The sequence below is a fragment of the Methylobacterium sp. E-005 genome (assembly GCF_022829725.1).
In the GTDB taxonomy this organism is placed as follows: domain Bacteria; phylum Pseudomonadota; class Alphaproteobacteria; order Rhizobiales; family Beijerinckiaceae; genus Methylobacterium.
The window spans coordinates 1-11,256 of record NZ_JAKSYG010000117.1 but is presented as its reverse complement, the minus strand read 5'-3'; the positions used below and the strand labels follow the sequence as shown (position 1 = coordinate 11,256).

The following is an 11,256-nucleotide window of genomic DNA, read 5'->3' as shown; positions in this document are numbered from 1 at the left end:
AAGCCGCACTACTAGCACCGCCAACAGTAGTATGTGACCCCGTGCACCTCGATTGACAGGATTGCTTCCGCAACCTTGCGACCCTGCGAGATCACGACATCGACCTGCCGCAGCTTAGAAACTATCTCTTCAGCCGTATGCTTCTTCCGTCCCATGACGACATCCTCCACCTGGCTCAAAGCCATACCTCAGGGAGGACCACTTTTCAGGGAGCAGGCCAACCCCGAGACGTCCAGGTTGGACACCTGCCGCCCGAAAGTCCCGCAAGGGTATGTCGAAGCGGCAGAAGTACAGCCTCGACGCCCACGCCGAGACCGAGGGCAGGCGACGACAGGACCGCTTGGAGACCGGCACGCCGAAGCGCGACGATGTTGGCAGGGCGGCGCTGCATGCGATGCTGCGGGTCTTGCGCCAGCATCCAGATTTCAAGGAGGGTCAGAGCCTTAGGCTTTACACAATCCGTCTTCTCAGAACAGCGCTCTTCAACGAGGCGGAGGCCGAGCGTGTGATCGGCGACATGATCGTTCGGGCTGATCACGACCGGGAGGAATGGATCTACGGCCGCAAGTTCCAGGTATGAAGCGATGGCGGATGCCAAGGCCCCCGCCCCGAACGGAAAGGCGATCCCGAGGGCAAGGTCCTGTCGATTCCGCGCCGGCCGAACGGCACGATGCCTTGGACGAACACGACACCTCGGCCGCCGGGATCGAAGCGCCGGAAGCCGTCATCGGATGACGCTGCCTGACCGGTCATCGGATGGCTTCTACTAACGGGGGGCCGAGGTGAAACCTGGGTCCGCCGGCGGCGTCAGCCTATCGCCCAAAATAACGGGAGCGCGCCGGCCATGAACAGGGCCGAGGACAGGAGCACGGCAAGACACTCGCGATGGTGGTGGACGAAGGCGTGAGGGCTGGCGAACATGGCGAGGCTGGATCGAGGAGAACGACCCACGTTCGCCCCTGAACCTTGACCGATCAGGGGCGCTCGCAGCCATTCACAGCTAGTCGCCGACGCGTGTAGCCGCCGGGCCACAGGCCGGTGGATGTGCTCAGGCGCACCTCGCGGGAGCTGGGCTGGATGTACTCACCGCTCAAGGCCGTCATCGCCCCCTCGGCGGCCCGATCCAACGGCGCAGTGACCTCACGGGTTGCTGCGCCGTTGTCGTTCAAAGCTACCCGCAGAGCTGGCGGCACTCCTTGCGGGCGGCTTCCATCTGCCGGTCGAGGTAGGCCGCGAGGTCCATCAAGCCGACCCCCTTCGCACACTTCGAGCTGGCCTCAATCCGAACGAGGGGTAGGGCAATCTCGCCGGCCGATACGTTCCGGATCAGCTTCTCCGGCGTCAGGTGGCTGAAGTAGTCCCGGCAGACCAGATCCACCGGGATCACGGCACGCGGGCCGTACTGCGCCATGAGGATGAAGGCGGTGTTCATGGCGTTCTCCGAGCCGAGCGCCTCTCTCGGCGGAACACGCCGTTGCCGCCTCGGCGTCTCTGGCTGTTGCCTTGGCACCCACGCCTCCCGGGTTCGACCGAGGCTATCCTAGCTGGCAGCTTCTATCGAACGCCGCGCCGGGCCTGTTGTGCCTCCCCGTCGGCGACAGCCTCGACGGCGGCGATGACGTTTTCCAGCTGGGCGACCCTGACGTATTGCGCTTTGTGCTGGCAGGCCGTCATGCTCGCCCATAGCCAGGATTAGAGCGCGTTGGTGCGCCTTGAGGCGTTAAAGGAGGGCGTCGAGCATGTCGGACATGAGCGGGCTGTAGACGCGAGAACCGGCAAATCTCAATAGCCAACCTGTCTGTGCCGTTCTGGCGGGGAGCAAAGTGAATGGTCGCATCTCCCAAGCCGAGGGAAGAGCCGGAGGATCACCATCTCAGTTATGACGAGCTGCTGGCGGCGTTCGCTCAGGTAGCACGGGACGCAGCCAGCGATCCGCGGTTCGGAGGTGGCGGCCCAACGGTACCGCCACCATCGCCTGAGAAGGTCGCGCATAACGAGATCACCAAACTCAAGGCCAACACGGTGAACGCTGCGGCGGTAGCCTTTTTCATCGGCGGCGGCATCGCCCCGCTGGTGGGCGTAGGCGTCACCGGGTTTACCGTCCTCCAAGCGATCCTGGGCTTCGTTTGGTTTTTCGTGGGTCTCGTCCTACACTCTATCGCCCAGAGCGTCCTGAAGGGCCTGCTGCCGTGACCCTGAGCGTCCTGTATCTGCTGATCCTCGTTCCAGGCTTCGCCTTGGTTGCCGGCGCCTACGCCATCGTGTCGACGCAGAAGAGCGCCGAGCGCGTGCGCGAGATCGAACGTCAGCGCTCAGCTCACTGACAGCAGGACCGCCCCTATCTCGACAGCCGTGCTTCCTGCGCCCATCTTGCCGGGATGCGCTACGCCCTCGCCCTCACCATCTCGATCTTAGCCGGCGTGCCCGCTCATGCCGCTGAACCGTTCGAAGGGTCTTGGGCGGCGCAGACGGCCGATTGCGGGTCCGACACCAGCGACTCGAACATAAAAATCGCCGGCAAGAAGTACATCACCCACGAAAGCGAGTGCTCCATCACGAAATTTGACCATTCCAAGGGGTCTTACGCTCTTATCCTTTCGTGCACTAGCGAGGGTGATAAGTGGAACGATGCGGTCGTGCTCGTCCCGCAAGGCAACAGGATGCTTGTGGGCGGCACGAGTGGCCGCCCCATGATCCGCTGCCGCAGCTAGACGGCACCTCAAAGGTCACGCTTTCCCGTGATCGGCTGCGGCAGCGAACGCCTTCCCACCCTTCGAAGCCTGCTTCAGTTCGGCCATTATGGACGACTGCGTGCCGTTCGCCGGGTAGACGTTGACATTGTGCAGATGCGTCTCGTCGTACCGCCGGTTGTCGCCGGCCTCGCCTACGGGCAGGCCGATAGCTGGAGAGCCGCTCGATGATTGCGGCTGCCTTCCCCCTTCACACCGCGACCATCAACACCATCACGGTCCGCTTCTTCCGCGGGCCGAACGATGCCCCCGACATGCCGTGGCACGTCCGTGAGGAACTGCTGGCAGCCCTCGCCCTGCCCCGCTACCTGCGCCGCGCGCTCAAGGCGGCGCTTCTGAAGCACTGGAAGGCGGCCTGCCACACGGTGGAGGTCGATGGCGAGGCGGTGCTGATTGCCCCGCACTTCGTCGCGCAGGGCCTGATCGGCATGGCGCAGGAGATCGGGAAGGGCGTCACCACGACGCCCGACCTTGTCGACCGTGAGTACCGGGGAGGTCCGCGGCGTTCATCGGACTGCCCTTGATGCTGAGGCGTGCAAGATCGGACGCCGCATGTTCGGCGTCGCCGCCGGAACGGCCATTATGTTCGACCGCATCGAAGGCGGCGGTGGTTTCCTCGTCGTCGGCGAAGGGATCGAAACCACGTTGACCGCGCGTCAGCACCTCGGGCTCGCGCCGGCCTGGGCGCTCGGCAGCTCGGGTGCCATCGCCTCCCTGCCGGTGCTGGCTGACGTGCGCACGCTGGTGGTGCTGGCCGAGAACGACGCCAACGGAGCCAGCGCCCGCGCAGCCGAGCATGTCGCCGCTCGCTGGCTTGATGCCGGGCGGGCCGTCGAGGTCGTCTGGCCGCCCGAAGGCGTAAAAGATCTCAACGACACGGTGCGGGAGGATCTTGAGACATGCCGGTGAACACCGTCGCTGAAGCCCTCTCGCGCGTCCGCCGCGTGTCCGTCATGCCGGTGCATGACCGGCCAGGGCGTGGCCCCAATGGCATCCCTGTGATTGAGCGCGACCAGCTGAAGGTCGCACCCGCGATGAGTCGGCGACGCCGTTCCCGATTGAGGCGCTCCCCCCGCTCATGCGCGGTGCCATCGAGGCCTTGGAGGAGCATGTGCAGGCTCCCCGGTCTCTGTGTGCGCACAGCGTGCTCTCCGCTGCAATGCTGATGTGCCAGGGCTTGGCTGACGTGAAGGTCGACAGCTTGCCCCCGCCGGTGCCGCTGTCCCTGTTCATGTTCATGTTCATGTTGGCCATCGCCGTGTTGGGCGAGCGCAAGTCTGCCTGCGATACTCTCGCCCTGCGCGCCGTCGCCGATGAGGAGGCACGCCTGCGGCTGGAGTTTGTCGACGAGGAACGCCAGTTCAAAGCGGCCTGGGCGGCGTTCGAGGCCGAGAAGAAGAAGATCGAGCGCGACACCAAGATCGACCGGGCCGAGCGGGAGAGCCGCCTCTTGGCTCTGCGCGAGCCGGTGCCGCCGGTCACGCCCATCATCCGGGCCGAGGAACCGAACCTCGAAGGGCTCATCAACCTGCTGCGGATCGGACGTGCCAGCGTCGGGATATTCACGTCCGAGGCTGGGCAGTTTCTCGGCGGCCACGGGATGGGTCCGGAGGCTCGGACTCGCACCGTCACCGGCCTGTCTAAGCTGTGGGACAACGGGTCGGCTCAGCGGGTGCGGGCGGCGGATGCTCAGACCTTCGTCGGGCGCCGGGTCGGCATCAGCCTCGCGGCACAGCCGCGCGTCGCCTCATCCTTCATCGGGGACGAACTGGCGAACGATCAGGGCATCGTCGGCCGCTTCCTCGTAATGATGCCGGACAGCCGGATTGGCACCCGGTTGTTCCGAGCCACGACCCCGAGCGCAGACGCGCGCCTGCTCAAGTTCTAGGATCAGTGCCGGCGCTGCCTGAATGTGCGCCTGCCGATCCGGGATGGGGCGCGGAACGAACTGGCCCCGCCCGTGCTGAATCTGTCGCCGGATGCCTGGACCCTGTTCCGGCAGTTCGGCCAGTCGGTCGAGGACGAAAATGCGCCGGGTAAGGCGTGGCGTCCGGTGTCATCTGCTGCCGGTAAGATCGCCGAGAACGTGGCGCGGATCGCCGGGATACTCACCCTGTTCGAGCAGCCCGACGCGGCCCGGCCCAGCCGGACCAGCGGCCCCGCGCAGAGCCTCGACATCACCGTGACCGCCGAGACCATGGCTGCGGCCTGCGCAATCGGCCAGTTCTACCTAACCGAAGCCCTGCGTCTCACTGGAAACGCCATCCTTGATCCCGAGACCCGCGCGCAGAACGAGTTGGCGGATTGGCTGGTCAAGAAGGTGAAGCCGGGCAACCTGACGGCTCCGAGCCTCATCCAGAAGCTCACGCACAGCCATCTGCGGACCGACGCCGCAACTCTCCGGCGGCGCCTCGATGCACTTGTCTCGTTCGGCCAGATCGAGCCGACCGGCAAGCAGCAGATCGACGGCAAGACCTACCGCGAGACCTATCGTGTGACGGGTGAGGCGTCCTGATGGCTGGCGACTTGCCCCTGTTCGACCCGTTCAAGGCGCTGGAGGAGATCCGGCGAGCGGCGGCTCAGGCCAGCGTAAATGGGCCCTCGCGGGAACTTCCGCAGGAACTTCCGCAGCGGCCCGCGGAAGCAATTCGCGAGGTGGACCATGGGGTTAACCCCACTTTCGCAGCTTCCGCAGCTTCCGCAGGGAGCCCAGCTCAACCCACCCCGCGCGGGCACGCGTATAAAGAAGAAAGAGAAAAAAATTATAATAATATCAATTACTTACGCGAGAACCGAGGGCGCCGGGGGCGGGGCTGGCGCGTGCGCCCAGAACGGGGCTGCGGAAGCTGCGGAAATCCGTCTAAGTAACTCGAAACAAAAGGGGTTCATCGATTTTTCTGCTGCGGAAGTTTCTGGGGATGGGCTGCCGAAGTGGCGTTCTGCCCTCACGGGCCTCAACGCGGACCGGGCGCCCTGTCCCGGCTACCGTGCCGACGAGTGGCCGAGGACTCTTGCCCGCGCCTTGAGCTTTATCGACACGTTCGGTGTGCAGGCTGAGGCGCTTGGCTGGACGGCGGTTCGCTTGTTCGGGATCCATCCTGAGGCAGGCATCGTCCGTGTCGACGCCTGCGGGGCGCTGGTCTTGCCAATCAGCGGCCCGGTCCGCGCAATAACTGCCATCGAGGTCCGGTTCGGGCACCTGACCTATCGCGAGAAGCCCGGACAGCCCCAAGGCATCCCGTGGTGGGAGTTCGGTCGATGATCGCCCCCCGTGACGCCTGGGGCCCGTTCCGCCCCGATCTCGACGAGGCCGAGCGCCGCGCTCGCCTTCGCTGCCTGCGCGCCGTCGTCCACCTCTCGACGGGCCCACGCGGTGCAGACCTTGCAGATCTCCTGCGTCGCGCCGAGAGCGACCCCACCTCATTGCCCGCCGCGATCGACGCCCTCGACCGCCTCGCCGGTCTCGACCGTCGCCACGTCTTGGCGAGCTATGCCGCCCTGAACCGACCCGCAGCCTGAGGAGATGACGATGCACGCCACCCAGATCGACCGCATGTGGTTCCAGGCGCACCCTGATCGACTGTATCGCCTCCGCCGCCAGACGCCTGCTGAGGTGGGCCTGTGGCCTGTTCAGCCCGGACCCGACTTCGCCCCTTGGTGCATCATTCGCCGCGCGGACAGCGTGATGGAGGTGTTCGCCCTCAAGGCCGGGAATGCCTGGGACGACCACGACCTGGAGCTTGAGCAGTTCTTTGACAGCCTCCGTGAGGCAGCATTAGCAACCTGCTCGCCCCCGAGGTCCTAACCGCCGCCTCCATCATCACCCTCGTGCAGGGCATCGAGCGCCATGGACCGAGCGCCCCAGCTGCCTTGGCCTTCAAGGGTGCCCTCCGCCGCAAGGGCATCGAGGCCAACCGCGCCGGAGGTTTGAGGGCCCTGAACGACCTGATAGGGGCAGTAGCCATCGTCAGCCCGACCCGTGCCGACGCCCGCACCGCGCTCCTGCGCGCTGCGTGGGCCGACCTGCTGCCAGGACCGAACGGGAGGTGGCGTGCCTAAGCCCAGACAGACAAACGGCGGGGCTCGCACCCCGCCATCGACTACCGGTCTATCAATCTCAGTACCGGTCGCGCGGCGGCGGGGGCGGACCATCCTCGTCGAACTCGCGCCGACGCTCCTCACGTCGGATCGCGTCGTGTCGCTCCTCACGGAACTCTTCTCGACGCTCCTCACGGTGGATCTCGTCAGCCTCACGTTCCCGCGGCGAGCGCGGATCGACCCGCACACCGCCCGGTCCGATGTCGATGCTCTGAGCGACTGCTGGCACGCTTGGGGTAGCGAGCAGACCCGCTGCGATCAGCCCTCTGGCGATGATGTGCTTCACGTCTGATCCTCCAAAGCTAGGCTGGTAACGAGCTTGGTCGGCCGACGTTCCGACCGGTAGGCTACCAACCTAAGCCTAGCTCCTTGGTGACTGCGTTGGGCGTGGCATCGCGCAGGGCTTCGATCGCGGCTGCTATCGCATGACGCACCGCTCTGCGGACCCGCAACGGCACGGTACGCTTGTGGTCTAGAGCCACCGCCAGCGTGTCGGTCGCTGCACGCGCATCGACGAGCGACCGCTCCAGCACCGGTGTCATCTCGATCCTTTGAAGCAAGTTCATGAAGGAATGGGCGGCGATCGCCGTGACGTGATCCCCCATGCCGATCTCGGATGCTTCGATGGCTTCCAGCCACGGCGCGAGCAGCTTCGACAGCACCGGCGGCAGGTCGCTTGTATCGATCTGACTGACTCTTTGCCTTCACCCGAACGCGTCAGAGCCGTCCGGTTACCAGCAACACGATCAGTACGATGATCAGGATACCCCCCAGGCCGATGCCGCCGATGCCGTTGTAGCCTCCGCCATAGTAGCCGTAGCCACCACCGCCGAGCGCCAGCACGATCAGCACGATCAGGAGGATGGTGACGAGGTTCATGCCAGGGTCCACTCGATCGGATTGAAACTCGTCGATCTGGAGAAGTCGTCGAGCGGAGGCTTCAGACCATGGTCAAGCCTCAGGCGCAACGATTTCCGGGATGCCCCTGCGCTGTTGCTGCGTTCGCGGGGAAGGCAGAGCTTACACCCCACTACCATCACCCCTAAAGGTTGCTTCCTTGGTTCCGCTCGCCGCGGGCAGCGGTGGCAGTTCCGCCAGATCCAGCAGCACGCGCGCGCCCTGGATCGCCGCCACGGTCTCTGGCGCCGCCCCTTGCGAGCGTGCCCTGTGCTCCAAGTCCGCCAAGCGGACTCCGAGCACCTCGGCCTGCCGCCGGTTCTGATCGGGAGGGAAATCGCCCAGCAGGTCAATGAGTTCGACCATGAGCGTGGGCGGGATGACCATCTCGGTAGGAGATTGCATGTGTCTGATTTCCCGCATCCCGAGCCCGACAGCCTGCACCATGTCGAGCGCGCGTGCCTCAACACAGTTTAGAATTGGGGCGTAGCCGTCTGCCGATGACCCTGTAGCGCACGGTGTGTTCAGCGAAACCTGGGTATGCCCATCAACTTGTAGGTATTGTAGGGCAGGAGAAATACCCGCAAAAATTGTGTAAATCCGTCAATTACAACTTTTGGAGATGCCTGAACGCACGAATGAAGTTATGGAGGTTGGCTTGCCCGTACGGATACCCGCGATGTTGCGCGCCATCAACTCGCTCTGCCGACTATTCAGTTCCGAGTTTCAGCTCTGGGTCGGTAATAGACACGTGGTGTCTCAAGGCGTGGCGATGCCAGCGCGTAGATTTATAGTGATCGGGGTTATTGGTGCCCTATGGGGTCTGATAGTCAGCGCTGTAACGTACTGGATCGCAAGATGTTTTATCTGAGTGCATATTTTTGGACATAGCATTCGAGTTTGAATGCAAAATTTTATCCCCGCATTCGGGTAACGAACCGCCGCTTTTGTCGCATTTTATAGAGCATCGCTTAACGCACCTTCTCGTTGTACCGTCTTGGTACTTCGTCGCTCGAAGAAGCTTGGCGAAGGGGGGAAGCGTTGGATGGCATATTTCGTGATCGCCCTTCTGGGGGGCGCCTGCGGTGCGCTGCTAAACTGGTACTTGCTCATCCCTGTCGTGACGCTTGTCGCCGTAGGCGCAGGTATAGCGGGAGCGATGAAGGGGTATTCGTTCGACGAAGTTTTAGCCGACACCGCTCTCATGGTGTGCATTCTGGAAGCGAGTTGGCTGGCGTCCCTATTTGCTGCAGCACGCTTGATCCATCGAAAATCAAAGACTGAAAAACGACCGAACCGGACCACGAGTCGGGAGCGTACTAGAACTGAATTTGAAGGATAGATTTTTACTAGACCCTAGGTAGTTGTAGTACGCAGGAAACGCCATGCCCAGGATCATCCGGGAGATCGTTTTTCATGAGGACGTCGATTTCAGGTCTGCCTTCTTGAACATGGTCGCCCTCATCCGGGACGCCTGCGATCGCGGCGTTATCTCGTGGGACCGTCGTTGCGAGATGATTGACATGATGGACGAGAAGGACGGGGGCGGCCTCTACGAGTCGCGGAACTATGAGCAGTCTCACGCTGACCCGGAGGTGATGTGCCTGAGCTTCTTCATTGAGCCGTCCGCAGCCTTCCTCGCCGAGATCGGCGCGTCCGTCTGGCAGTTGTAGGAGCCGCCCGTGCGCAACATGGGCGGGTGCACCGAATGCTTCACGGTCTGGTGGGGATGCCGGTGGCCTCTGCGCTGCGAGGAGTGCGGTGCGGGTTATCGGGAAGACGGCAACAGCAACTGTGGGACGCCGGGGTGCAGGGCCGGACAACACCGCCAATTGGCGATGCAGGCGAGGTGGGACCGCGAGCTTGAGGGGAGCCGCGCCAGGATCCTATGCGAGCCGACAGAAGCGCCGCCGGCCGACGCCGAGACCAAAGGGGCTAACGAACCGTTACCCCCCCTCGCCGTCTGAGCCCGAGATGACATCACGATCCGTTATCCCATCGGATTCCGACTTGTCGGACGCTCAAGGGAGGTCGCAAATCGCTACCCCCTCGCCGGCGGATGAAGGTGGGGCCATGATGACCCCTCCCCCGTCTCGGCCGAACGCTCGACGCCAGCCCGCGGCGAAGGCCCATACCGACCGGCGCACCCCTCAGCCGAGCAAGCCTGCGCACCGTCCATTCGCGGAGCGCCGCGCCGCCGTCGAGGCCCTGCTTGCCGAAGGCCTCTCGGATCGGGAGATCGCTCGGCGGGCCGGCGTGTCGCCCTCAACGGTATCCGCCGTCAGGAAGGGCCAGGAAGCCGCCAAATTTGGCCCGTGAGGCCCGTGAGTTGAATTCGCGAAGGTAGCAGATTTTTGCTAACGGCCGTCTTGGGCCAAATATAGCGATCTGAGGCTAATGCCGGGATGTCCGACATTTCTCGCGGCCGCACCTACTGCCTCCGAAAACTCAACGTGCCGCCCGGCCGGCGCGCTCGCGAGACTGCATTACAAAAATCGGCGGATCCGCCTATCCGGCCCACCTCGCGTAGCGGCTTCTAAAAACCCGGCTGAGGTGTCGCTCACCCTGCGAAATCCCATCGCGTGAGACTACCTCCGGAAACTCTAGAAGTCCCCGCGACAGCCGCCCTTTTTCAGGTGTCCAGGTTGTCCAATATGGCGCCTTTTCAGATGTCCGAGTTGTCCGACTTGCTAGCCCTTTTTAGGTGTACGGATTGTACGGCTCTATCGTCGGATCGGCAGTTCCGAGTTGCTGATTTCAGCTTGGTGGATCTCTTCTTTGGTTAGGCGGCGGCGATGATTGTAAGGCGATCCACCCATGCCGTAGAACTTGCCACTGAAAGAATTCAACGCGAAACAGAAACCGGTCACATACTGCGAGCCAGAGACATCAGCATAGCGGACCTGTCCGATGATCCAGTAGGTGCCATCAGGATCTGTGGGCACCTGATCATCGCCGCGCAGGAAGGCAGCTTCAGCGAAGCGCCACGGGTCGCCACTCTTCCCCGCAGGGATGACCTCATCCTTATGCAAGGCGGAGTGTAGCGGCGGGTAACCAAGAGGTTCAGGGAGCCCGACACACCTGATGGTGCCGTGATAGAAGTCGCGCACGATGGCTGGCGAGCGCCCATGATTGTGTAGTGTAACCAAAGCGAAGCCGGGACGACCGCCCGGCGCCACCGGATCGCCTTCCTTCCATTTCTCGGCTGTGGCGAAGATGAAAGGTGCTTAGGCGCCAAGAAGGGCGGCCTCCGCAGTTGCCGCCGACCGTTCTGGCCTGCTCCCTGAAAAGTGGTCCTCCCTGAGGTATGGCTTTGAGCCATGTGGAGGATGTCGTCATGGGACGGAAGAAGCATACGGCTGAAGAGATCGTTGCTAAGCTGCGGCAGGTCGATGTCTTGATCTCGCAGGGTCGCAAGGTTGCCGAAGCAATCCGGTCAATCGAGGTGACCGAGGTCACATACTACCGCTGGCGGTCCGAGTACGGCGGCTTGAAGGGTGATCAGGTCAAG

The 11,256-nt window shown here is 63.4% G+C and carries 18 protein-coding genes and 2 pseudogenes; 14 read left to right on the top strand and 6 right to left on the bottom strand.

Annotation, left to right across the window (positions count from 1 at the left end):
• Positions 1-17 precede the first annotated feature (17 nt).
• Positions 18-155, bottom strand: a pseudogene (locus MKK88_RS14205) (IS3 family transposase); the annotation flags it as partial.
• A 185-nt stretch (positions 156-340) separates the two neighbouring features.
• On the opposite strand from MKK88_RS14205, the gene MKK88_RS14200 reads away from it, so the two are divergent.
• Positions 341-580, top strand: coding sequence for a hypothetical protein (locus tag MKK88_RS14200; protein ID WP_244000707.1), 240 nt, complete (start codon positions 341-343; stop codon positions 578-580).
• Positions 581-1,171: 591 nt separating this feature from the next.
• Here MKK88_RS14200 and MKK88_RS14195 read toward each other — a convergent pair.
• Entirely contained in the window at positions 1,172-1,432 is a 261-nt protein-coding gene (locus MKK88_RS14195; protein ID WP_244000705.1) for a pyocin activator PrtN family protein, read from the bottom strand.
• A 395-nt stretch (positions 1,433-1,827) separates the two neighbouring features.
• Here MKK88_RS14195 and MKK88_RS14190 point away from each other — a divergent pair, with 395 nt between their 5' ends.
• The 10 genes and pseudogenes from MKK88_RS14190 to MKK88_RS14150 all read left to right on the top strand — a co-directional run bounded on the left by MKK88_RS14190 (position 1,828) and on the right by MKK88_RS14150 (position 7,140).
• Positions 1,828-2,193 carry a hypothetical protein gene (locus MKK88_RS14190; protein ID WP_244000703.1) on the top strand — a complete coding sequence of 122 codons (366 nt, stop codon included), beginning with the start codon at positions 1,828-1,830 and terminating at the stop codon, positions 2,191-2,193.
• Positions 2,190-2,324 carry a hypothetical protein gene (locus tag MKK88_RS33835; RefSeq protein WP_279602289.1) on the top strand — a complete coding sequence of 45 codons (135 nt, stop codon included), beginning with the start codon at positions 2,190-2,192 and terminating at the stop codon, positions 2,322-2,324. The genes MKK88_RS14190 and MKK88_RS33835 overlap by 4 nt, the downstream gene beginning before the upstream one ends.
• Before the next feature lie 54 nt (positions 2,325-2,378).
• Positions 2,379-2,711, top strand: coding sequence for a hypothetical protein (locus MKK88_RS14185; RefSeq protein ID WP_244000701.1), 333 nt, complete (start codon positions 2,379-2,381; stop codon positions 2,709-2,711).
• Positions 2,712-2,917: 206 nt separating this feature from the next.
• Positions 2,918-3,274 carry a hypothetical protein gene (locus tag MKK88_RS14180; RefSeq protein ID WP_244000699.1) on the top strand — a complete coding sequence of 119 codons (357 nt, stop codon included), beginning with the start codon at positions 2,918-2,920 and terminating at the stop codon, positions 3,272-3,274.
• Positions 3,275-3,302: 28 nt separating this feature from the next.
• Positions 3,303-3,659 (top strand): toprim domain-containing protein, encoded by a 357-nt coding sequence (locus MKK88_RS14175; RefSeq protein ID WP_244000697.1) that lies wholly within the window; start codon positions 3,303-3,305, stop codon positions 3,657-3,659.
• A 169-nt stretch (positions 3,660-3,828) separates the two neighbouring features.
• Positions 3,829-5,265, top strand: a pseudogene (locus MKK88_RS14170) (YfjI family protein).
• Between the two features lie 147 nt (positions 5,266-5,412).
• Positions 5,413-6,012, top strand: a complete 600-nt coding sequence (locus MKK88_RS14165; RefSeq protein WP_244000695.1) for a hypothetical protein — start codon at positions 5,413-5,415, stop codon at positions 6,010-6,012.
• Positions 6,009-6,269 (top strand): hypothetical protein, encoded by a 261-nt coding sequence (locus MKK88_RS14160; protein WP_244000693.1) that lies wholly within the window; start codon positions 6,009-6,011, stop codon positions 6,267-6,269. Before MKK88_RS14165 ends, MKK88_RS14160 begins: the two co-directional genes overlap by 4 nt.
• A gap of 10 nt (positions 6,270-6,279) precedes the next feature.
• Positions 6,280-6,555, top strand: a complete 276-nt coding sequence (locus MKK88_RS14155) for a hypothetical protein (RefSeq protein WP_244000691.1) — start codon at positions 6,280-6,282, stop codon at positions 6,553-6,555.
• 390 nt (positions 6,556-6,945) lie between these two features.
• Positions 6,946-7,140, top strand: a complete 195-nt coding sequence (locus tag MKK88_RS14150; RefSeq protein WP_244000689.1) for a hypothetical protein — start codon at positions 6,946-6,948, stop codon at positions 7,138-7,140.
• 55 nt (positions 7,141-7,195) lie between these two features.
• Here MKK88_RS14150 and MKK88_RS14145 read toward each other — a convergent pair whose 3' ends face one another.
• The 3 genes from MKK88_RS14145 to MKK88_RS14135 all read right to left on the bottom strand — a co-directional run bounded on the left by MKK88_RS14145 (position 7,196) and on the right by MKK88_RS14135 (position 8,150).
• The gene (locus MKK88_RS14145) at positions 7,196-7,510 is read right to left on the bottom strand and encodes a hypothetical protein (RefSeq protein WP_244000687.1); all 315 of its coding nucleotides are present in this window, start codon (positions 7,508-7,510) and stop codon (positions 7,196-7,198) included.
• A 55-nt stretch (positions 7,511-7,565) separates the two neighbouring features.
• Positions 7,566-7,727, bottom strand: coding sequence for a DUF3309 domain-containing protein (locus MKK88_RS14140; protein WP_091713772.1), 162 nt, complete (start codon positions 7,725-7,727; stop codon positions 7,566-7,568).
• A gap of 141 nt (positions 7,728-7,868) precedes the next feature.
• Positions 7,869-8,150, bottom strand: coding sequence for a hypothetical protein (locus MKK88_RS14135; RefSeq protein WP_244000685.1), 282 nt, complete (start codon positions 8,148-8,150; stop codon positions 7,869-7,871).
• Between the two features lie 980 nt (positions 8,151-9,130).
• Here MKK88_RS14135 and MKK88_RS14130 point away from each other — a divergent pair.
• Both MKK88_RS14130 and MKK88_RS34290 read left to right on the top strand, forming a co-directional pair.
• Complete coding sequence (locus MKK88_RS14130; RefSeq protein WP_244000683.1) at positions 9,131-9,418, top strand: hypothetical protein; 288 nt, start codon at positions 9,131-9,133, stop codon at positions 9,416-9,418.
• Positions 9,419-9,719: 301 nt separating this feature from the next.
• Positions 9,720-10,064: a helix-turn-helix domain-containing protein gene (locus MKK88_RS34290; protein ID WP_409566664.1), complete on the top strand. Its 345-nt coding sequence runs from the start codon at positions 9,720-9,722 to the stop codon at positions 10,062-10,064.
• A 404-nt stretch (positions 10,065-10,468) separates the two neighbouring features.
• Here MKK88_RS34290 and MKK88_RS14125 read toward each other — a convergent pair whose 3' ends face one another.
• On the bottom strand, positions 10,469-10,924 hold the full coding sequence (locus MKK88_RS14125) for a hypothetical protein (protein ID WP_244000681.1): 456 nt from the start codon (positions 10,922-10,924) through the stop codon (positions 10,469-10,471).
• A gap of 158 nt (positions 10,925-11,082) precedes the next feature.
• Here MKK88_RS14125 and MKK88_RS14120 point away from each other — a divergent pair.
• On the top strand, positions 11,083-11,256 hold a 174-nt coding region (locus MKK88_RS14120), incomplete at its 3' end, for a transposase (RefSeq protein ID WP_244000709.1).

Coding starts and splice junctions, on each gene's coding strand:
- MKK88_RS14195 (WP_244000705.1), bottom strand. CDS start 1,432: ATGAACACCGCCTTCATCCTCATGGCGCAGTACGGCCCGCGTGCCGTG.
- MKK88_RS14190 (WP_244000703.1), top strand. CDS start 1,828: ATGGTCGCATCTCCCAAGCCGAGGGAAGAGCCGGAGGATCACCATCTC.
- MKK88_RS14160 (WP_244000693.1), top strand. CDS start 6,009: ATGATCGCCCCCCGTGACGCCTGGGGCCCGTTCCGCCCCGATCTCGAC.
- MKK88_RS14165 (WP_244000695.1), top strand. CDS start 5,413: ATGGGGTTAACCCCACTTTCGCAGCTTCCGCAGCTTCCGCAGGGAGCC.
- MKK88_RS14130 (WP_244000683.1), top strand. CDS start 9,131: ATGCCCAGGATCATCCGGGAGATCGTTTTTCATGAGGACGTCGATTTC.
- MKK88_RS14180 (WP_244000699.1), top strand. CDS start 2,918: ATGATTGCGGCTGCCTTCCCCCTTCACACCGCGACCATCAACACCATC.
- MKK88_RS14155 (WP_244000691.1), top strand. CDS start 6,280: ATGCACGCCACCCAGATCGACCGCATGTGGTTCCAGGCGCACCCTGAT.
- MKK88_RS14175 (WP_244000697.1), top strand. CDS start 3,303: ATGTTCGGCGTCGCCGCCGGAACGGCCATTATGTTCGACCGCATCGAA.
- MKK88_RS14135 (WP_244000685.1), bottom strand. CDS start 8,150: ATGCAATCTCCTACCGAGATGGTCATCCCGCCCACGCTCATGGTCGAA.
- MKK88_RS14185 (WP_244000701.1), top strand. CDS start 2,379: ATGCGCTACGCCCTCGCCCTCACCATCTCGATCTTAGCCGGCGTGCCC.
- MKK88_RS34290 (WP_409566664.1), top strand. CDS start 9,720: ATGACATCACGATCCGTTATCCCATCGGATTCCGACTTGTCGGACGCT.
- MKK88_RS14140 (WP_091713772.1), bottom strand. CDS start 7,727: ATGAACCTCGTCACCATCCTCCTGATCGTGCTGATCGTGCTGGCGCTC.